Source organism: Alteromonas sp. BMJM2, assembly GCF_027257845.1.
Classification (GTDB): domain Bacteria; phylum Pseudomonadota; class Gammaproteobacteria; order Enterobacterales; family Alteromonadaceae; genus Alteromonas.
On record NZ_JAPVOT010000027.1, the window covers coordinates 19,053 to 38,847 of the forward strand.

Genomic DNA, 19,795 nt, shown 5'->3' on the forward strand with positions numbered 1-19,795 from the left:
GTTTCATGATTATTTTTGGAAATGGCAATTAACAGTGATTTTTATAAAATCCATACTTATCAGTGCTTTAAATGTTTGGCACGTCTATTGTAATACCTATATGAGTAAAGCGTTAGGAGAGTGTGATTACAAGTGGAACAGTTCCCCAGTTAATTACAGTGTCCAACCACAGTTTCAAAAATGAAATAGAGAAGTCAGCGTCGCATCAATCTTGATAGTTAATTGCTGGTAACTCGCCAACATCTTTATGGAGAGATAATTATGGGTATGTTTTCAAGAATTAACGATATTGTTCAGGCCAACATCAATGCAATGCTAGACAAAGCAGAAGATCCTGAAAAAATTATTCGTCTCATCATTCAAGAGATGGAAGAAACATTGGTAGAAGTACGTACTGACGCGGCTCGATATATCGCGCAACAAAAAACATTAGCGCGTCAAATTGACAACACAAATAAAGAAATTGCTAGCTGGCAGGGTAAAGCGCAGCTTGCAATGAATAACGACAAAGAGTCTCTTGCAAAAGCAGCCTTGGTTGAAAAGCAAAAGTACGTGGCTAAGTTATCGTCGTTGCAAGAACAAGAATCTCACTTAGCTGAGAGTATCGAGAAGATTCAGCATGATACTTCTCGCCTTAATACCAAAATGGCAGAAGCCAAAGCGAAACAAAAAGTGCTTATTCAGCGCAAGTACTCTGCTGAAACTCGCTTGAAAGTGAAGCAGGCTGATCATGAGAACAAAATTGATGACGCCATGTCTCGTTTTGAAAGCTACGAACAGCGTATTGATTTCCTTGAAGCACAGGTTGATGCCTATGACCTAACAAAGTCGAACGAAGCAGCATCACTATCGGCAGAGTTTCAGGCACTAGAAGCGGATGAGTCGATTGAACAAGAGTTAGCGGAACTTAAGAGAAACAAAGTAGCTTAGGCGTTAATAAAAGTAGCTTAAGCGTTAAACAAGCGCCTAATAGTTTAGGCGCAGCCGCCAAGTTCTTTCTAGTAGTAAACGCTTAGGTCATACAAGCTAGTTGAATAAAAGATAAGTAAATAAAAGATAAGTAAATAAAAGATAAGTAAATAAAAGATTGTTGGAGAAAATCATGAAATTGTCATCACAAAAACGTATTTATAGAGATTTGGACTCAGGTGTTATTTCGGGCGTGTGTGCAGGCGTTGCGCGTTACTTCGATATTGACGCAGTTTGGGTACGCGGTGGCGCAGTGGCTGCCTTAATTTTGATGCCTGCAATTACTTTGCTTGCCTACTTTGCTGCAGTAATTGTACTGCCGAGATTAGCGTAATGAAAAATTTTTTACTGGCATTAGTTATTGCCATCGTGCTGATGAATTGTCTCGGCAGTGTGGTGGAGGATGCATTAGGAATGCATTTGGTCATGTCTGATGAATTACTGAGTCCTTGGGAGAGTATAGCGGTGTTTTCTGTAATAGGTATTGTGTTGGCTATTGTGGGGTTTGTCGTTGCCTTGAGCGTAGTGGGTACTGTGGTACTCGCCCTTGGCGCGGTATTATTTGCACTGTTGCTTGCAGGTGTAAGTGCTTTTTGGCCAATCATCGTTATTGCAATTGCGCTATATGCATTGAAAAAGCGTAATACTGCATCATACGCGCAGAAAAATGAGCACAATATGCACCATACGTTATAGTTATCATAAATCGAATTAAGTTGTATTCAGGTACTAAAAAGTGGTCATATAGGGAATACCCGTTATTAGGGTTAGTATTTCTCTCGTAATTATAAAAATTCAAACAGCTGACTCAGGTCGGCTGTTTTGTGTAAAAAAGGAAGGTTGGTGTTTATATGAGACAATCAATTAACGCGAAACGGATAGCGATTGTCGCTGTGCTACTTGTCATTATATTCTGGCTTATAGGATGGTACTGGAGCTTATCGCCTGATACTTTTGATGTTAAAGACCGCTTAAAAACATCTTCTACCGTAGAAAACCCAACCCAAATTGCTGGTTATACAATCACTACCGCGATGATCGATGTTTCAGAGACCTTACTTGATAAGCCAGGTGGTTACTTGTCTAACGATGTTATTCCACCCGGTGTTTTGCTTGATAATATGCCGGCATGGGAATTCGGGGCTTTGGAAATGATCCGCGATTTGGCTCTGTCTATGCGAAAAGACTTCAGCCGCTCTCAGTCTCAATCAATGGAGAACCCCTATTTAACTAAGGCACACCCCAAGTTCAATATGGATCATAAAAGCTGGGCGCTACCCTCATCAGAGTCGAGTTACGCCGATGGTATTGCACTTTTAAAGCAATACAGAGAAGAGTTGGCAAGCACGCGAAACAGTAATAGCCAGTTTTACACCCGCGCTGATAATTTACGAGAGTGGTTAAAGCAAGTAGAAAAACGATTAGGAAGTTACTCGCAAAGGTTAAGTGCTAGCGTTGGATCTGCTAGAATTAATACTGACTTGGCTGGTGATAGAAATGCTCGCCAATCTACACCTGTGGCAAATCAAAGTGTGGTGAAAACAAGCTGGTGGAAACTAGACGATAATTTTTATGAAGCACGTGGTGCGTCGTGGGCTTTGCTGCATTTTTTGAAGGCCGTTGAAATAGAATTTTACGACGTGCTGGAAGATAAAAATGCGTTAGTCAGTATGCAGCAAATTATTCGAGAGTTAGAATCTACTCAGCAGTCAGTGTTTAGCCCAATGATTCTAAATGGAAGCGGTTTTGGCATGTTGGCTAATCATTCATTGGTAATGGCTAACTATATTTCTCGCGCCAATGCAGCACTTATCGAAATATCTGAACTTCTTAATCAAGGATAATGAATGAAAAAGAGTCTTTTAGTTGCCGCACTAGGATGCGCACTAGTTTCTGTATCTTCACAGGCTGATACTATCGCTGGGGTTTATGTTGGGGCTCAGGCATGGCAAACCGACACGTCAGGTGGCTTTGCCGATACCAATAATACGGCAAACTTTAGTTTTGACGATGAAACGAATTCGTCGGTGTATATCGCACTAGAACATCCGGTTCCGTTTTTACCGAATGTTAAGATAAACCAAACAACACTAGACAATTCAGGTGTAACAACACTCGACTCTAGCTTTACTTTTGACGGTCAGCTTTATACGGCAAACAGCGAAGTGGCTACCGATATCGATTTAACCTCTACCGATCTTATTCTTTACTATGAGTTATTCGATAACGACTTGGTAAGTTTCGATTTAGGTATTAATGCAAAATACATCGATGGTGCATTGCTAGTAAACGATAGAGCAAGCGCAACGCAAGGGTCTGCAGATTTCTCAGGCATTGTGCCAATGGCTTACTCTAAAATCCAAGTTGGTTTACCGTTTACAGGGTTGTCTGCATATGCTGAAGGAAGCTACTTGTCCTTTGACGACCATGAGTTAAGTGATTATCAAGTGGCTGTTGCCTATTCTTTTATCGAAAGTATTGCCATAGACATGACGGTGCAACTAGGTTACAGAAACGTCACAGTTGATATTGAAGACTTAGACGATGTTTATGCCGACATGGAGTTTGACGGCGTATTTGCTGGGCTAGAGCTACATTTCTAGTCTTTGTAACAGGTATTAATGAAGGCGCTTCTGCTACGCAGATAGCGCCTTTTTTATTTCAATAATGCTTTTAAGCACATTCAGTAATAAAAAAGTCTCATTTATTCTTTTCTCTTCTTGAATAAAGTCGTTAGCCTAGCGACATCGAAAAAGGGCTATAAGACTATGTCAAAAGATTCTAACTCAACAACAGTGTCAAATTCAGCGCCAGGCGCGGTAGTAAATGAACAGCAGTGGAATGCGATCACGCAAGCTATTGCTGGTCTAAATCGTGATCAGCTCACATGGGTGAGTGGTTATGCTGCGGGTATGGCTGCTGCGCAGGGCGGGGCAGTTGCGCCGTCGCTACAAGCGGCACCTGTGTCAGCGGGAGACGCCCCCACTCTTACTATTTTGTACGGCTCTCAAACTGGTAACGCCAAAGCGTTAGCTCACGAGTGCCAAGCGAAAGCAGAAGGTGCAGGGTATAACAGCAAGCTAGTAAGCATGGCGGACTATAAAGCCCGTAACCTTAAAAGCGAAACTCACGTTGCTGTGTTCGTTAGTACTCATGGTGAAGGCGATGCACCAGACGACGCCATTGAGCTGCATGAATATGTGGCAAGTAAAAAAGCGCCAAAGTTAGCGAATACAAAGTACGCCGTATTGAGTCTAGGAGATAGCAGCTACGAGTTTTTCTGCCAAACCGGCAAAGACTTCGACGAGCGTTTATCTAAATTAGGTGCAACTGCGGTTATCGACCGCTTAGATTGTGACGTAGATTACGAGGCCGAAGCAGAAGCGTGGCTAAACAGCTTTATCGACTCGTTGAAAGAAGATTTCACAGCCTCAGCAGCTCCGGCCGTAGCGGCACAAACCGGTGTCGCAGTTGCGGGAGCCCCGGCGCAAACTTATACAAAGAAAGCGCCTTATACTGCATCGTTGATTGAATCTCAAAAGATCACTGGCAGAGACTCAATTAAAGATATTCGTCATATCGAAATTAGCCTTGAAGACTCAGGTATTACCTACAAACCAGGCGATGCCCTTGGCGTATGGTTTAAAAATGCCCCTTCGTTGGTTAACGACCTTATGGCGCTACTTTCTCTTGATGAAAATGAAGAGGTCGTGGTGGCAGAAAGTGCTATGACGCTTAAAGAAGCGCTTACCTCTAAACTTGAGTTAACACTTAGCTATCCTAATTTTATCAAAGCCTATCAGGCTGCGACGGGGTCTGAAGGTTTGGCGGCGCTGATGGAAGACAAAGCACAGCTTCGTACTTATATGGCCGACAGACAAATTATTGATATTGTTCGCGACCATGTTGGCAGTATTTCTGCGCAGCAACTTGTCGACGCATTGCGTCCTCTTACGCCGCGACTCTATTCAATTGCGTCTAGCCAAGCCGATGTAGAAGACGAAGTTCACCTTACGGTAGCCCACGTTGATTATGAGGCTTTTGGAGAGCGTCATCAGGGCGGCGCATCGGGCTACCTTTGCGAATACCTTGAGGAAAACGGAGAAGTAGAGGTGTTCGTTGAAAACAACGATAACTTCCGCTTGCCTGCCGATCCTAATACACCGGTTATCATGGTGGGTCCAGGAACAGGTATCGCGCCGTTCAGGTCGTTTATGCAAGAGCGAGACGTACAAGAGGCAGAAGGCAAAAACTGGTTATTTTTCGGTAACCCGCACTTTACCCAAGACTTCTTGTATCAAGTTGAATGGCAAGGATATGTAAAAGAAGGCTTGCTAGACAAAATAACGTTAGCGTTCTCACGTGATCAAGAAGAGAAGGTTTACGTTCAGCACCGACTACTCGAAAACGGTAAAGAAGTATTCGAATGGTTAGAGCAGGGCGCTCACTTCTATGTGTGTGGCGATGCTATGCACATGGCGAAAGATGTTGAAGAAGCGCTGATTAAGATTGTGCAAGAGCACGGTGGCAAGTCAGAAGCGGAAGCAAAATCATACGTGGTTGAGTTGCGTAAAGCGAAACGTTATCAAAAGGATGTCTATTAATGAGTAATGAAAACTCTCCATTCGTTGTTGAGGGCAAATTAGCCGACAACGAAAGATTAAAGCGCGAAAGTAAAAACCTTCGCGGAACAATAGAAACTGACCTGAAAGATGATCTTACAGGTGGCTTTACGGCTGATAACTTCCAGTTAATTCGCTTCCACGGCATGTATCAGCAGGATGACAGAGATATTCGCGCAGAGCGTGCTAAGCAAAAGCTAGAGCCGCTGCAAAATGTGATGTTGCGTGCGCGGTTACCTGGTGGCGTAATTATGCCCGACCAGTGGCTAGCGATAGACAAGTTTGCCGCTGACCACACTTTATACGGCAGTATCCGTTTAACTACGCGACAGACTTTTCAGTTTCACGGCGTGCTTAAGCCAAAAATTAAGTCGATGCACCAAATGCTGAACAAAGCGGGAATCGATTCAATTGCGACAGCCGGTGACGTGAACAGAAACGTATTGTGTACCTCGAATCCTGTAGAATCAGAACTGCATTTAGAGGCGTTTGAGTGGGCTAAAAAGATAAGCGAGCACTTACTTCCTAAAACACGAGCTTACGCTGAAATTTGGTTAGATGGCGAAAAAGTGGAAACCACAGAGAAGCCAGTTGAGCCTATTCTTGGCGATAACTATCTTCCACGTAAGTTTAAAACCACGGTTGTTATTCCACCGCAAAACGACGTTGACGTACACGCTAACGATTTGAATTTTGTTGCCATTGCAGAAAACGGCAAGCTGGTTGGCTTTAACGTATTAGTAGGTGGTGGTCTTGCCATGACTCACGGGGATAAAAGTACGTATCCTCGCAAAGCCACTGACTTTGGTTATATTCCACTAGAAAACACGCTCGATATTGCCGCAGCCGTAGTGACTGTGCAGCGCGACTGGGGTAACCGTGTTAATCGTAAGAATGCAAAAACCAAATACACCCTTGAACGTGTTGGTGTAGACAACTTTAAAGCTGAAGTTGAAAAGCGTGCAAACGTTACGTTTCAAGATAGTCGACCGTTTGAGTTTACCGAACGTGGCGACCGCTTTGGCTGGGTAGAAGGCATCGACGGTAACTATCACTTAACTGTATTTATCGAAAACGGCCGAATTCTAGATTACCCAGGAAAGACCTTAAAAACAGGGTGTGCAGAAATTGCCAAAATTCATAAAGGCGATTTCAGGCTAACGGCAAATCAAAACCTGGTTATCGCCGGTGTTGCGCCAGCCGACAAGGAAAAAGTAGAAGCATTGGCTCGTGAGCACGGATTAATTGCCCCTGCGGTATCTAATCAACGTCTTGATTCAATGGCGTGTGTGTCACTACCAACCTGTCCGCTGGCAATGGCAGAAGCTGAGCGTTACTTACCTGACGCTGTCACTGAGCTTGAGGGACTATTAGCCAAACACGGGCTTGCTGATGATAGCGTGATCTTCCGCGTAACGGGCTGTCCGAATGGCTGTGGTCGTGCCATGCTTTCTGAAGTCGGGTTAGTAGGAAAAGGCCCTGGCAAGTACAACCTGCATTTAGGTGGCGACAGGGAGGGGACACGTATCCCTCGTATGTATCGTGAAAACATCAGCGAGCAAGAAATTATGTCAGAGCTCGATACGCTGTTTGGCCAGTGGGCTAGCAATCGAGAAGACGGCGAAGCGTTTGGAGATTTTGTTGTTCGTACCGGCGTTGTTAAACCGGTAGTTGATTCAGCGCGTGATTTCTATGAGCAATAATACGGCGGTTACAGAGCAAGTATTATCGCTAGATATCAGCAAGGAAGAGCTTGCTGATATCAACGGGTCGCTTGAAGCGATGACGGCACAACAACGAGTGGAATGGGCCTTTGTTAATTTGCCTGATACTCATATTGTGTCTTCAAGCTTTGGTGCTCAGTCTGCGGTAATGCTGCATATGCTGACACAAGCAAAGCCAGATATTCCTGTTGTGTTAACCGACACAGGCTATTTGTTTCCCGAGACTTACCAATTCATCGATGAACTGGTTGCTAAGCTCAAGCTTAACCTACACGTATATCAAGCGAATATGTCATCAGCATGGCAAGAGGCTCGATTTGGCAGACTGTGGGAGCAAGGCATAGAGGGAATTGAAACTTACAATTCTCTTAACAAAGTTGAGCCCATGCAAAGAGCGCTGCAAGAGCTTAATGCTGGAACTTGGTTTGCTGGTTTGCGTCGTAGCCAGTCTGATTCTCGAGGGAAGTTACCTGTTCTGCAGAAAGTGTCTGGTCAGTTTAAACTCTATCCCATTATAGATTGGAGCAATAAAGACCTGCATTACTACCTAAAAGAGCACAATCTCTCTTATCATCCGCTATGGGAGCAAGGCTACGTGTCTATTGGCGACTGGCATACCACACAGTCGTTACAAGAGGGCATGGAAGAGCAAGATACACGCTTTTTTGGTCTTAAAAGAGAGTGCGGATTGCACGAATTCGGTGATGGTATTTAATTTACATGGCTGACTGCACGTGTCTCACTTGTGTGAGGCAAGCAGTCATGCAATGTTAAACACTTCAGTTAAAATCGCTTTTATACTTTGCATATAGAGCGGGTTTGTATTTTTCCCCACAAGCTTAAACAGCTCACTACCAACGGGCGTAAACTTATAATAAACCAGCGCCACGCCTTGGGTTTTACACGTAAGTGTAAAGGTGTCGTTAACGCATCGCCATGATGTCTGCTGTCCTTCTCTGTACTCACCACTTTCAATTTCACTGGCATAAATCAGTTTCATTTCTTGAAGTGATAGCAAATCTGGATAGCTTAATCCCGCGCTCGCGAGATTAATCTGTTCTGGCACAGGTTTTTTGAAAATTGAAAGCAGTCTTTTTCTTTTGTGATAACCCACTAAGATACGCGGCACAGAGTCATTATTTTGTTTACTCGCTACGTTAACCGCCTTGATAAACACTTTGGCATCGCGATGTGTAAGAGATTTCAGAGTTTGTAAGCTACGCAGTGAAAAACTACCGGGCCTGGATACTTCAACAGCAAAAATTTTTCCCCATAGTTCTTGCATAGGCGCGCTATAAATTTCTTCAGCTAACGTGCTAAATGCAAAAAACCAATCTGGATCAAGGTTGTCGCTTGTTTGTTCGTTGATTGTTACATTTAGTGCTATATTGAGTATAGATTTTAAATTATTCGCTTTTTGTATCTGAAGTATTTTTTTACGTCGCTCGAGGGCATGTTCTTGTTTTTTCGGATCTAATGACAGCGCCGACGGGGTAATACCTACTCTAGAAAACCAAGACAGCATACGCTGCCTACTCGCCTCAATTTCTGCATTTTTATTTGTAGAGTCTTTAGTGTGAGCCGCTGGATTAACGGGCTCCTCTTTACTACGCAGAGGCGGTGGCGTTTTCTTTACCTCTTGGGTTAGATGCTGTGGGTTAATTTTCATAAAAGTTGTGGCAATTTCATTTGTAACAATGAGTAACAGGATGTCACTATTGCATTGCACATCGGTTTTATCAATGTAATCGTTAAGCTGGGAACAGTTGTGCGCAGTTATGTTTTTATTCAAATTGGGGAATTAAGCGGTTATGTCGGCAACGGATTACGAAAACGACGAACTTATCTTCTTAGATGACGATGCGACAGATATTGAGCTAAAGCTCGGGAAAGACTGGAATATTCTTATTGTTGATGACGATGAAGAAATTCACACGGTCACCCGTCTTGCGCTGTCGGATTTGATAGTCAACGATCGTAAGTTGAACTTCATTCATGCCCATTCAGCTAAAGAGGCGAAAGAGCGCCTCCATGAATATGGCAGCACGATAGCCATTATTCTTCTCGACGTAGTGATGGAAACTGACGACGCGGGATTCGACGTAGTAAAGTACATCCGCGAAGAAATGGGCTTAAATGAGCCTCGTATTATTCTTAGAACCGGTCAACCTGGCTTTGCTCCTGAAGAGCAGGTGATTAAGCTTTACGATATTAACGATTACAAAACCAAGACAGAGCTTACTAGGTCTAAACTGCTTACAACGATCATCTCCTCAATTCGCTCTTATCAACAAATAATTACCATTAGCCAGAGTCGCATCGGTCTCGAAAAAATTATTGCTTCCTCGGCAAATTTGTTTGAAGAGCACTCAGTAAAAGCATTTTGTGAAGGCGTAGTCACGCAAATTAGTTCACTGATTGGACTCGAGTCAGAAGGGCTCTTATGTGCGCGAGCCGGCTCCTTGCTTGACCTAGATGATGAAAATATTTATGTGCTTGGAGCGGCGGGAGAATATGCTGAATTTATCAATCAGCCTGTAAATACCATTCATAACGATGAAATTACAGAAAATGTGCATCGCTGCCTACGATTAAAACAACATATTTTCGATATATCCTGTTCGGTTTTATACATAAGTAGAGCAGGCTTTGAAGCTGCTGTGTATATGAGGCAAACACAGGATGTTAATGAACTGGATAAACATCTTCTGGAAGTGTTTTTATCAAGTATTTCCGTTGGATATGAAAACGTTAATTTATTCCACGAGCTTCGTAACGCCGCTTTCAGAGATTGGCTAACCCGTCTTCCTAATCGCAACCAATTTATCAACATGCTGGACAACCCAGGTAATATCGCTAGTAAAAATTGCTGCGTCGCGCTTGTTGATGTTAATCACTTCTCCGATGTTAATGATGGGCTAGGGCAGGAAGTCGGCAACGACTTACTTCGAGCTATTGCCGAAAGAATGCAGTCAACGTTGCCCAGCACCACACGTCTTAGCAGGTTAGCGGCCGATGTTTTTGGCCTAATTGGCCCAGAAAGTGATGTTTGCCCCGAAGTAATCAATGCCCTGTTCGATTCGTCTTTTGTGGTTGATGAGCATGTGTTGCCAGTCAAAGTAAAAGTGGGCCTGTGCAGAGTAGATAACGACCGCAATATCGGCATCGATTTACTCAAGCGAGCCAACATCGCCTTAAACCGCGCAAAGAAAAAGCTTACCGATAATTTTGAATACTACGCCAAAGATATTGAAGACCAAACAACGTGGCGTCTAGACATGATTCGACGTTTGCGTAGCGATTTTGCAGCCCGAAAACTAGAGCTATGGTTTCAACCGCAGGTAGATTTGCTGACCGACAAAGTGGTTGGTATGGAGGGTTTACTGCGCTGGCCTGATGGAAACGGTGGTTATATATCACCAGCTGTTTTTGTGCCGCTAGCAGAGTATTCTGGGCTTATTGTTGATATTGGCGAGTGGGTTTTAGAAGAGTCATGCCGACGACTTCAGCAGCTAAGAGAGCTAGGTCACGGACACCTGCGGGTAGCGGTAAATATCTCTATCCCGCAATTCAGAGACCGATTTTTTGTTGATAAAGTCAAAAATGCGCTCACCGAGGCTGATTGCGATCCGAGTTTACTCGAGCTAGAAATCACCGAGAGTGTAGTTATGGATGAGCCACAAATTGTCATCGATGCACTGCGCGTTTTAAAAGATTACGGAGTGAAAATAGCTATCGACGACTTTGGTACAGGGTTCTCCTCAATGAGTTACTTACAGCAGCTACCCTTAGACCGATTAAAAGTCGATCGTTCTTTTGTAAAAGATATCCAACCAGGCTCCGCTGCGGTGCTTGCAGAAACTATTGTGACTCTTGGGAACAAGCTAGGGTTGTTAACCATTGCAGAGGGTGTAGAAACTCGAGAGCAAGCAATCTATATGATTAAACTTGGTTGCGATGAAGCTCAAGGCTTTTTCTTTGCCAAGCCAATGCCGTTTGATCAGTTAGTGGAATTACTAAAAAGCACAAGACTACCTAGAGACGAAACTTAAAGTCTGAAACCCGTACAACAAAGAACAACACGCCCTAGGCAATTAAAGCAGCGACAGTCTTTTGTAAAGTGGGTACTGTTTGTGTTTCAAACCACGGGTTTTTCGCCAGCCAGCGATTGTTCCGTCCAGATGGGTGAGGCAGCGCTATAAAGTTCTCGTGCTCTGTTTTAATGGCTTCGGTAAGCGTTTTATATTGTGGCAAATAGTACTGCTGCGCGTAGCGTCCTATTAAAATGGTGAGTTCGGGTTGTACGAATTTAAGCAGAGACTCATGCCAGGTTGGAGCACATATTTTCATAGGTGGCGCATCTGCGCCATTTTTATAACCTGGAAAACAGAAGCCCATAGGCATAATGGAAAACAGTTCTGGTTTGTAAAACGTTTCTTTATCCACGCCCAACCACTGTCGCAGGCGTGTACCGCTAGGGTCAATAAAGGGGATATAGTTTTTGTGAGCCGTTAACCCTGGCGCTTGACTAATAATAAGCACCTTTGTGCGTTCCGCTAAAGATAAAATTGGGCGTGGCGGATGAGATAGTTCACTGGCGCAGAGTGAACACGTTTTCGCTCGGTGTACTAAGTGTGCAAATTCAGCCAACTTTTTCTCCAAATATTTCACTTTGTCATATTTCTGTCACAAAGCTATGATGCAAATTGACTACTTTCCATAAATGGCGTATTCTTGTACTAACAGTACAATAGTGTACTTAAGGAGAAAAGACATGCGTAAAGTAGTATTCAGTTTAGCCCTTTTAGCTTCATTTGGCATAGCGCATGCGGACTCTGGTAGTGACCAGCTTTTCGATTGTATGGACGCTAAAACGTTCGAAATGAATAACCAATGTATGGCCAACACAATTGGCAACAACATTAGTTTCCGTAATGCTCAACAAGAACTTGTTAATATCGCGAGCGAAAGCCAAGGCGATTATGCAATTGCCACTATGACATTTGATCAAGAAAAAATGCATATTGACATTGTTGCACACAAAGAGTCGCTAAATGCGCTTGCAGCAAACAGAAATTAAAATGAAGTGTTAATACGAGAAGCCGGCATTTGCCGGCTTTTTTTTGTCTAAAATATTCTGTTTAAACCATTGATAGCCGCAACTCTGTAAGCTTCTGCCATTGTGGGATAGTTAAAGGTTGTATTCACAAAGTAATCAATCGTGTTGCCTTCTCCCTTCTGCTGCATAATTGCCTGGCCGATATGTACAATCTCAGACGCACGCTCACCAAAACAATGAATTCCCAGTATCTCTTTAGTTTCACGATGGAACAGTATTTTCAAGCTACCGGTTTGGGTTGATGCAATCTGAGCTCGCGCTAGATGCTTGAATTGAGCTCTCCCAACTTCATAAGGCACTTTCGCTGCAGTAAGCTCTTGCTCAGTTTTACCAACTGAACTAATTTCGGGAATGGTGTAGATACCCGATGGGATATCGGCCACCAATGAGGCATGAGTCTTACCCGCTAGCATTGCTTCAGCTGCAAAACGGCCTTGGTTATAAGCGGCAGATGCTAAACTAGGATACCCAATCACATCTCCAACAGCATAAACATTATCCACGTCGGTCTGGTAATTTTCATTCACTTTCAGCTGGCCTCTGCTGTCAGCTTTTAAACCGATATTCTCAAGCTTTAACGTGTCTGTGTTACCCGTTCTTCCGTTTGCAAATAGCAAACAGTCTGCCCTCATCCGTTTACCAGATTCTAAATTAAGAATAACAGAATCGTCCGTTGTCTCTACCGACGCATAGGTTTCGTTATGACGTATAAGTACACCGTTATTCCATAAGTGATAGCTCAGCGCATCTGATATTTCTGTATCGAGAAACGATAGCAGGCGATCGCGCATATTGACTAAGTCTACTTTCACACCCAGACCGCGAAAAATACTCGCGTATTCCGAACCAATAACACCTGCACCGTAAATGATAATAGATTTAGGATCGTGCTTAAGTGATAAAATGGTGTCTGAGTTGTACACACGAGGGTGATTGAAATCGATATCTTTAGGAGTGTAGGGGCGAGAACCCGTTGCTAATGCAAATTGTCCTGCCGTAACAATGTCTTTCGACCCGTCTTCGCGTGTTATCTGAAGCGTATGTGCATCGATAAAGCTAGCTTCGCCGTGAAACAAGGTAACGCGATTTCTGTCGTAGAACGACGATCTCAGTCGTGTTTGGCTATTCACAACACCACTAGCGTGGCGCATGATCTCAGAAAAAGTCAGGCTTCTGCTTAAATGATTGTCAGCAAAGAGGGGCGAACTGTTATATTCAATTAAACGACTTACCGAATGACGAAGCGCCTTAGATGGGATAGTTCCCCAATGTGTACACCCGCCTCCAACTGCCTCATAACGCTCAACAACAGCCACTTTTTTACCGGCTTTCGCTAGCTGCATCGCAACCCCTTCTCCGCCAGGGCCTGTGCCAATAACTATTGCGTCGTAATGATACGATGGAGTTTTTTGCTTTGCTGCCATGTTGTCTTCCTGTTTAAGTGTGAACGCGTAAGGACTGTATGAGCTGCTTTCATTGTATCTCACTCACACCTTACTACTACCTATACAAATAACTCTAGTAGTAAATAGCACATAAAAAAAACCACATGCAACGAATTACATGTGGTTTTTCATTTCAGTTGTAATGTATGGGTGGTTAAGCCATTTGCAAAGAGAGCGTTTGAAGCTGCAGCCACTTCTCTTTTTGAACTGCAAACGAATGCTTCAATTCTTTGTACTTATACGTAAGCTCTAAACCTTCGAGTGTGCGTTGAAAAGATTTCTGCTTCACTCGCATGATGCGCTTTTTCGTAGAGTAATAATCGCTCATGCGTTGCATAAGTAGATCGTACTCCTGCTGAATGGTATTCATCATTTCATCGGCATTTGGAAGCATCGACACTTTTTCGCTTGCTCGTTGAAGCTGCATTGCCGCCAGCGCCTTTTCTATGCGCTCTTCAGGAACCTTTCGTAGGTTCGTGGTTAAACCAACAAACGACAGCCCGCGAATCAGCCATTTTGTCGGATCGAATTGATACCAACGAATGCCGTTGCGATAGTCATATTCGAAGATATGGTGATAATTGTGATACCCCTCACCAAAAGTGAAAAATGCTAGCAAACCATTATCTCTTGCTGTGTTCTTATCGGTATACGGCTGGTCGCCCCAGAAATGAGCAAGTGAATTGATGAAGAACGTAACGTGGTGAACGAGCACAAGTCGAAGCACGCCAGCGATCAGGATCATGCCCATTATATCGCCGTTCAACCATCCCAGAAGGCCAGTTATACCGAAATTAGCTACCAGTACTATGGGCAAATAGTAATTATGTTGCCACATTACTACCTTGTCTTTTTGCAGATCTTTGCAATTGCTGTAATCATCATATCGATTAGATTGGTACTCGCGAAGCATCCAGCCAATATGAGCGAACCACAATCCCTTCTTTGCTGAATACGGATCGTTGTCGTTGTCATCAACGTGGCGATGATGAACTCGGTGATCTGAAGACCAATGTAATATGCTGTTTTGCAGCGCCATTGCGCCGCCAATTGCTAAAATTACGCGTACTACAATGTTCGCATCGTATGTTTTATGCGACCACAGGCGATGATAACCGGCAGTAATCGACATACCGGTAAAGTAAAATAAGAAGATAGCTGCGCTTATTTCGACCCAGTCTATTCCGCGATGCGCCACCCATAAAGGGGCACCAATGAATGCAATCGCACCGGATATAATAAATACCAGTACGTTCGTTAATATAAGAGGAGGTTTTTTCATTTTTGACTACTTGGCTTACAACTGTTCGCTAATTTATCGTTTTATGCATTCTCAGGCAAGTAAAACTAGGTTAAGTTCTGCTAACCTAGCTAAACTTTAATTATTATAGACCAGTTCAATTATTCTTAAACTTGATGATAATGTTAGGACACTATTATTAGGTTGGCGTTCTGTATTTATGCTAAAACACTGACGTTAATGTAAAATGCAGTGCAAAGTTATGTTTCGTCTTAAAGCAGTCAATGGGATAATCTGACAAGGAATGAAGAAGTGGTATTAACGTGAGCCGACAAGAGCAAAAATTAAAGACCCGTCAAAATATTATTCATGCAGCATTTTCTTTGCTTGATGAAAACAGAAGCTTATCAGCGATTAGTCTTCGAGAAGTAGCGCGAGAAGCGGGTATTGCACCTACTTCCTTTTATCGACACTTCAAAGATATGGACGAACTTGGTTTAACGTTGGTCGACGAGGCGGGTTTAGCACTAAGGCAATTAATGCGACAGGCCAGGCGACGAATTGCCTCTGGCGGTGGTGTTATTCACACATCCGTTGAAACCTTTATGGAGTTTATTGCGGCAAACACCAACGTGTTTCGATTGTTGTTGCGCGAACACACAGGTACATCGTCTGCATATCGACTCGCGGTATTCAGAGAAATTCAGCATTTTATAGACGAATTAACCGATTACATTGTCGAGAAGCAAGGCGTAGAGTATGCGTTAGCACATATACAAGCAGATGCAATGGTAAGACTTGTTTTCAGTGCGGGTGCAGAAGCCCTTGAAGCGGACGATAAACTGCGAGGTGAAATTGGAGAGAAAGTGAAAACTCAATTGCGATTTGTTCAACTCGGAGCAACGATAAAACGATAGTTTGCGGTGTCTACTGGAGTACGCCGTACCGGTAGGGTAAAGCGTAACGAACAGCAGTCACAATACAAATCTGCAAAAGGTACAGAAAGACATTAACAGCGCGCTGAGTGTTAATGCCTGACTTTTAAAAAACCTTACTTTCTCGTTAGTAGCACGCCAGCTTCTATATGGTGGGTAAATGGAAATTGGTCGAACAAGGCCGTTTTAGCCACAGTATGTGTGGAACTCAAGATCTGTAGGTTTTCGGCTAACGTCTCAGGATTACACGATATGTAGATAATATTGTCGTAATCTTGAATCATTTCTAATGAATCTTTGTCTAGTCCAGCGCGGGGCGGATCCACTAACACGGTCGTGAAGTTGTAGTCGCTAAGTTCAATACCTTCCAAACGACTAAAAGTACGCTCGCCTCGCATGGCTTGAGTAAACTCTTCTGCCGCTAATCGTACTATTTTTACATTGTCTAAACGGTTCTGCTCAATATTGTATTGGGCTGCGTTTACCGAAGGTTTCGCTATCTCTGTGCCAATCACATTATCGAAGTGGATGGCTAGTGGAATTGAAAAGTTACCTGCGCCACAGTACATTTCCAGCAGATCGCCTTTAAGCGGCTCAACACAATCCAGTGCCCACTCGATCATATCGCAATTCACTTTCGCATTAGGTTGAGTAAAACTATTCTCAATATGCTTAAATATGAATTCGCGGTTATTAATGGGCAGCTTTTCGATTACAAAGTCATTCCCAACAATAATCTTTTGTTTGCGGGCTCTACCAATAATACTGACTGCAGGAAATAGTGTAGATAAGGTATTTTTGAGTTCGTTGGCTTCACGCTCCCACTCGCTATCTAGCTGTCTGTGATACAACAAACTTATGACTAATTCTCCTGACAGTGCAGACAGGTAATCGATTTGAAACAGCTTTCTGCGCAGTGATTCACTTGGGCGCACTATGTCTAAAAGTGCCCTCATGGCTTTATTGATAGTCTCACAGGCAGGTTCAAACGTATCTACGCGATATTTTTCTTTTGTTTGCTGATCAAACATAATATGGAAAAGATCGTCACCTTCGTGCCAAACCCTAAATTCCGCTCGCATTCTGTAATGCGTAGGTGATGAGGGAAATACTGACAATGATGGCGCATCAAATGCAGAAAGCAGCGACTCAAGACGCTCTACTTTTTCGTCGAGTTGTTTTCGATACTGTATTAACTTGGTATCTGACGTCTTATTTTCCATCAATGTTTCTCCATCAAAAGCTATGGTCTAACGTTTACAAAAGAAGTTATTTCAAATGTCACTTCTCACAAGGACGCGAATTGTAGTGGCTTCTATAATATGTGCAAACCAAATTCTTAAGCGTAGTAAAATTTTCTGTATTAAAATTAAACAATATTGAGTTAGTGCCGATACACTATATGAGGATAGTGAGGATCAAATTATGAACGTGGGTCAAATTAAGGCTTTTATGGGCGATCAAAAAGCCGATCAAAAGACAGCAGTTCATCCTAATGAGGCACTGAAAAAGCAGCTTCAGCAAGATGGATTGAAGCAGGCTGCTGAGCTAGCTAAACAGCAGGCATCGACAGTTTCTGTAAACAGCACGCAAACGAGTATTGGGTTGCGGGTAGTTAGTAGTAGTCTTAGTCAAACTCTCGAGATTGATGGACAGAAGCCAAAAGAGTTGGCTGACAAAAAAGTAGAAGAGAAGAACAAGAACTTATTCGATTTCGAAAAAGTCGCTAAGAATGTCATGCGCTTTGTGGGCGGTGTGATTCGCGGTGCTGCTGACGGTGGTGCAAGCGATGAAAAGCTTAACGGTCTGTTTAGCCAAGCAAGAGAAGGCGTAAGCAGAGGCTTTGCAATGGCAGAGAAAGACTTAGCAGGCTTCATGAACGAAGAGCTTGAAAACGGGATCAGTAAAAGCCGCGAACTTATCGACACGGGTATAGACGATTTAGAAACCGATATATTCAATCGACAAGGTGTGGAGAACGGCAACCTAGCGCGTGTATCAACTCTTACTGCTGCTTCGGTAGCTAACGAACAGTCCGGCCAGCTGTCTATTCGCACTAGAGACGGGGACGAGGTTACTTTCAGTTTTGAAAATCTACAGTCATTTCAAGCTAGCCAACAAACTTCATTTCAAGCGCAAACAACGAATGGAGAAGGTGATAACGGCACAACAACAAGTAGTGTGTCGGTAAAGCAAACCACAGCGTTTGAATATTATGAACGAAGTGGAATTAGTTTTTCCCTGAAGGGAGAATTAGATGAAGCTGAGATGAAGTCTATTGCCGATTTAGTGGGCCAAGTTCAAGACCTTGCTGATACCTTTTATAAAGGCGACGTTGATAAGGCGTTTGAAGAGGCGTTGAGTCTAGGCTTCGACGACAAAGAGTTAGTTGGTTACGCACTTCAGTTAAATAGATCTACTCAAACGGATGTGCTGAAGGCTTACGAAAATATTCAGCATTATAACGAAGATAATGATGAGCGTAGTCAGTATGGTAATGTAGTAAGCCCAGTATCTCAGTATTTAGAAAAAATGATGAATACGTTTGAGAATGCTGAGGATAAGTTAGCGTCTAATGAAGATTATAATACGTTAATAGCAGGTCTTATTAGTAAAATGGAAGACGTACAGGTACCTGATCTGATTAGTGCGATAAATAGATTCCACACATTCAACCAGACGTTATTAGATGGATTGCCACAAGCAGATATCAATACTAACAATAATGAATCTCCTTCTGCGTAAACATGTTTCAGGGCGGGACAAATAGATAAAAAAAAGCCTGGCTTACATCGCCAGGCTTTTTTATTTAAGCGTGTTCAACTTTCTCTTTCGCGGGCCGCACTTTTAAGGTGCGCTCTTGGAAAGTAGAATCGTTAGTCTGTTCAATAACAGAATCTACATCATTCGCTACTACTTCTATAAAGCCATAACCTTTCCGTTTACCTGTTTTTCGATCTTTCATAAGACGAACCGACTGAACATCTGCATAGCTACTAAAATATTCTTTTACTGCACTTTCGTTAGCACGATACGGCAAGTTACCGACGTAAAGTGTTTCAACAGCATCAGAACTGATAGCATCGTCATCAGAAGACGGTGAGCTTTGGATAAGTGAAGCTAGCCAAGGCGTAACGATACCACTGATCAAAAGTGCAGCGGAAACAGTCAATGGAACGTGAACGTCCAAACTCGCTGAAGAAAATAATAAATAACCTGCGATTGCAAAAATGGCGCTAATTATAGTGCACTGAATAAAGCCTACTTTCATATAACTACCTTTCTATTGTTTTTTTGGGTTGAAGGCTGCTGCTAGTTTACTCATTTGTAACAAATTGAACAATAAAATGTGAAAAAACTAGCCTAAAGATGAATAAAACTATCAGAAATGATGGAGAAATGACCGCTTAAGCTAAAAAACTAATCAAACAGCAAAAAAGAAGCATTTAAGTGTTGATCTTTTAGTTCAGCTATTTATAATGCGCTCCACGTTTTGAAGGGGCTTCAAGCAACTCAAAACTGAAACGCATAACCAAGTTAAAAAACAATTAAAAAGTTTAAAAACACGGTTGACATCCAAAATAAACGATGTAAAATGCGCTTCCACTTCGAGAGGAGTGAATCACCAAGAAGCAACGGCTTACGGTGAGGTTGCACTAGCAACCACGTTCTTTAACAATTTAGACAAGACAATCTGTGTGGGTACTCGTTAAGAGTGTCTATACGACGATTCATAATTCG

General features: G+C 42.9%; 18 protein-coding genes. 12 read left to right on the forward strand and 6 right to left on the reverse strand.

What is annotated here, in order from left to right; all coding sequences use genetic code 11:
• Positions 1-261 precede the first annotated feature (261 nt).
• From pspA to O9X84_RS18085, 8 genes are all read left to right on the forward strand, one after another.
• The gene (gene pspA, locus O9X84_RS18050) at positions 262-930 is read left to right on the forward strand and encodes a phage shock protein PspA (protein WP_269521070.1); all 669 of its coding nucleotides are present in this window, start codon (positions 262-264) and stop codon (positions 928-930) included.
• 172 nt (positions 931-1,102) lie between these two features.
• On the forward strand, positions 1,103-1,303 hold the full coding sequence (locus tag O9X84_RS18055) for a PspC domain-containing protein (protein WP_269521071.1): 201 nt from the start codon (positions 1,103-1,105) through the stop codon (positions 1,301-1,303).
• Positions 1,303-1,665, forward strand: a complete 363-nt coding sequence (locus O9X84_RS18060; protein ID WP_269521072.1) for a hypothetical protein — start codon at positions 1,303-1,305, stop codon at positions 1,663-1,665. The genes O9X84_RS18055 and O9X84_RS18060 overlap by 1 nt, the downstream gene beginning before the upstream one ends.
• A gap of 155 nt (positions 1,666-1,820) precedes the next feature.
• Positions 1,821-2,813: a DUF2333 family protein gene (locus O9X84_RS18065; RefSeq protein ID WP_269521073.1), complete on the forward strand. Its 993-nt coding sequence runs from the start codon at positions 1,821-1,823 to the stop codon at positions 2,811-2,813.
• A gap of 3 nt (positions 2,814-2,816) precedes the next feature.
• Positions 2,817-3,572: a TIGR04219 family outer membrane beta-barrel protein gene (locus tag O9X84_RS18070; RefSeq protein ID WP_269521074.1), complete on the forward strand. Its 756-nt coding sequence runs from the start codon at positions 2,817-2,819 to the stop codon at positions 3,570-3,572.
• Between the two features lie 165 nt (positions 3,573-3,737).
• Positions 3,738-5,573, forward strand: a complete 1,836-nt coding sequence (locus O9X84_RS18075) for an assimilatory sulfite reductase (NADPH) flavoprotein subunit (RefSeq protein ID WP_269521075.1) — start codon at positions 3,738-3,740, stop codon at positions 5,571-5,573.
• The gene (gene cysI, locus O9X84_RS18080; RefSeq protein ID WP_269521076.1) at positions 5,573-7,294 is read left to right on the forward strand and encodes an assimilatory sulfite reductase (NADPH) hemoprotein subunit; all 1,722 of its coding nucleotides are present in this window, start codon (positions 5,573-5,575) and stop codon (positions 7,292-7,294) included. Before O9X84_RS18075 ends, cysI begins: the two co-directional genes overlap by 1 nt.
• Positions 7,284-8,030 carry a phosphoadenylyl-sulfate reductase gene (locus O9X84_RS18085; RefSeq protein WP_269521077.1) on the forward strand — a complete coding sequence of 249 codons (747 nt, stop codon included), beginning with the start codon at positions 7,284-7,286 and terminating at the stop codon, positions 8,028-8,030. Before cysI ends, O9X84_RS18085 begins: the two co-directional genes overlap by 11 nt.
• A 45-nt stretch (positions 8,031-8,075) precedes the next feature.
• Here O9X84_RS18085 and O9X84_RS18090 read toward each other — a convergent pair whose 3' ends face one another.
• Positions 8,076-8,984, reverse strand: coding sequence for a TIGR03899 family protein (locus tag O9X84_RS18090; protein ID WP_269521078.1), 909 nt, complete (start codon positions 8,982-8,984; stop codon positions 8,076-8,078).
• Between the two features lie 142 nt (positions 8,985-9,126).
• On the opposite strand from O9X84_RS18090, the gene O9X84_RS18095 reads away from it, so the two are divergent.
• Positions 9,127-11,367, forward strand: a complete 2,241-nt coding sequence (locus O9X84_RS18095) for a bifunctional diguanylate cyclase/phosphodiesterase (protein ID WP_269521079.1) — start codon at positions 9,127-9,129, stop codon at positions 11,365-11,367.
• 34 nt (positions 11,368-11,401) lie between these two features.
• Here the strand turns inward: O9X84_RS18095 and O9X84_RS18100 are convergent, their stop codons facing one another.
• The gene (locus O9X84_RS18100; protein WP_442864563.1) at positions 11,402-11,977 is read right to left on the reverse strand and encodes a uracil-DNA glycosylase family protein; all 576 of its coding nucleotides are present in this window, start codon (positions 11,975-11,977) and stop codon (positions 11,402-11,404) included.
• Between the two features lie 112 nt (positions 11,978-12,089).
• Between O9X84_RS18100 and O9X84_RS18105 the strand changes: the two genes are divergently transcribed.
• The gene (locus O9X84_RS18105) at positions 12,090-12,395 is read left to right on the forward strand and encodes a hypothetical protein (RefSeq protein WP_032095579.1); all 306 of its coding nucleotides are present in this window, start codon (positions 12,090-12,092) and stop codon (positions 12,393-12,395) included.
• A gap of 47 nt (positions 12,396-12,442) precedes the next feature.
• Here O9X84_RS18105 and sthA read toward each other — a convergent pair whose 3' ends face one another.
• Complete coding sequence (gene sthA, locus O9X84_RS18110) at positions 12,443-13,858, reverse strand: Si-specific NAD(P)(+) transhydrogenase (RefSeq protein ID WP_032095580.1); 1,416 nt, start codon at positions 13,856-13,858, stop codon at positions 12,443-12,445.
• Positions 13,859-14,033: 175 nt separating this feature from the next.
• Positions 14,034-15,161, reverse strand: coding sequence for an acyl-CoA desaturase (locus O9X84_RS18115; protein ID WP_269521081.1), 1,128 nt, complete (start codon positions 15,159-15,161; stop codon positions 14,034-14,036).
• A 281-nt stretch (positions 15,162-15,442) separates the two neighbouring features.
• Here O9X84_RS18115 and fabR point away from each other — a divergent pair, with 281 nt between their 5' ends.
• Complete coding sequence (fabR, locus tag O9X84_RS18120) at positions 15,443-16,036, forward strand: HTH-type transcriptional repressor FabR (protein WP_269521082.1); 594 nt, start codon at positions 15,443-15,445, stop codon at positions 16,034-16,036.
• A 134-nt stretch (positions 16,037-16,170) separates the two neighbouring features.
• Here fabR and trmA read toward each other — a convergent pair whose 3' ends face one another.
• Complete coding sequence (gene trmA, locus O9X84_RS18125; RefSeq protein ID WP_269521083.1) at positions 16,171-17,277, reverse strand: tRNA (uridine(54)-C5)-methyltransferase TrmA; 1,107 nt, start codon at positions 17,275-17,277, stop codon at positions 16,171-16,173.
• 202 nt (positions 17,278-17,479) lie between these two features.
• On the opposite strand from trmA, the gene O9X84_RS18130 reads away from it, so the two are divergent.
• Positions 17,480-18,799, forward strand: coding sequence for a DUF5610 domain-containing protein (locus tag O9X84_RS18130; protein ID WP_269521084.1), 1,320 nt, complete (start codon positions 17,480-17,482; stop codon positions 18,797-18,799).
• A gap of 64 nt (positions 18,800-18,863) precedes the next feature.
• Here the strand turns inward: O9X84_RS18130 and O9X84_RS18135 are convergent, their stop codons facing one another.
• Positions 18,864-19,325, reverse strand: a complete 462-nt coding sequence (locus O9X84_RS18135) for an RNA recognition motif domain-containing protein (RefSeq protein ID WP_269521085.1) — start codon at positions 19,323-19,325, stop codon at positions 18,864-18,866.
• Positions 19,326-19,795: the final 470 nt, after the last annotated feature.

Coding starts and splice junctions, on each gene's coding strand:
- pspA (WP_269521070.1), top strand. CDS start 262: ATGGGTATGTTTTCAAGAATTAACGATATTGTTCAGGCCAACATCAAT.
- O9X84_RS18055 (WP_269521071.1), top strand. CDS start 1,103: ATGAAATTGTCATCACAAAAACGTATTTATAGAGATTTGGACTCAGGT.
- O9X84_RS18060 (WP_269521072.1), top strand. CDS start 1,303: ATGAAAAATTTTTTACTGGCATTAGTTATTGCCATCGTGCTGATGAAT.
- O9X84_RS18065 (WP_269521073.1), top strand. CDS start 1,821: ATGAGACAATCAATTAACGCGAAACGGATAGCGATTGTCGCTGTGCTA.
- O9X84_RS18070 (WP_269521074.1), top strand. CDS start 2,817: ATGAAAAAGAGTCTTTTAGTTGCCGCACTAGGATGCGCACTAGTTTCT.
- O9X84_RS18075 (WP_269521075.1), top strand. CDS start 3,738: ATGTCAAAAGATTCTAACTCAACAACAGTGTCAAATTCAGCGCCAGGC.
- cysI (WP_269521076.1), top strand. CDS start 5,573: ATGAGTAATGAAAACTCTCCATTCGTTGTTGAGGGCAAATTAGCCGAC.
- O9X84_RS18085 (WP_269521077.1), top strand. CDS start 7,284: ATGAGCAATAATACGGCGGTTACAGAGCAAGTATTATCGCTAGATATC.
- O9X84_RS18090 (WP_269521078.1), bottom strand. CDS start 8,984: ATGAAAATTAACCCACAGCATCTAACCCAAGAGGTAAAGAAAACGCCA.
- O9X84_RS18095 (WP_269521079.1), top strand. CDS start 9,127: ATGTCGGCAACGGATTACGAAAACGACGAACTTATCTTCTTAGATGAC.
- O9X84_RS18105 (WP_032095579.1), top strand. CDS start 12,090: ATGCGTAAAGTAGTATTCAGTTTAGCCCTTTTAGCTTCATTTGGCATA.
- sthA (WP_032095580.1), bottom strand. CDS start 13,858: ATGGCAGCAAAGCAAAAAACTCCATCGTATCATTACGACGCAATAGTT.
- O9X84_RS18115 (WP_269521081.1), bottom strand. CDS start 15,161: ATGAAAAAACCTCCTCTTATATTAACGAACGTACTGGTATTTATTATA.
- trmA (WP_269521083.1), bottom strand. CDS start 17,277: ATGGAAAATAAGACGTCAGATACCAAGTTAATACAGTATCGAAAACAA.
- O9X84_RS18130 (WP_269521084.1), top strand. CDS start 17,480: ATGAACGTGGGTCAAATTAAGGCTTTTATGGGCGATCAAAAAGCCGAT.
- O9X84_RS18135 (WP_269521085.1), bottom strand. CDS start 19,325: ATGAAAGTAGGCTTTATTCAGTGCACTATAATTAGCGCCATTTTTGCA.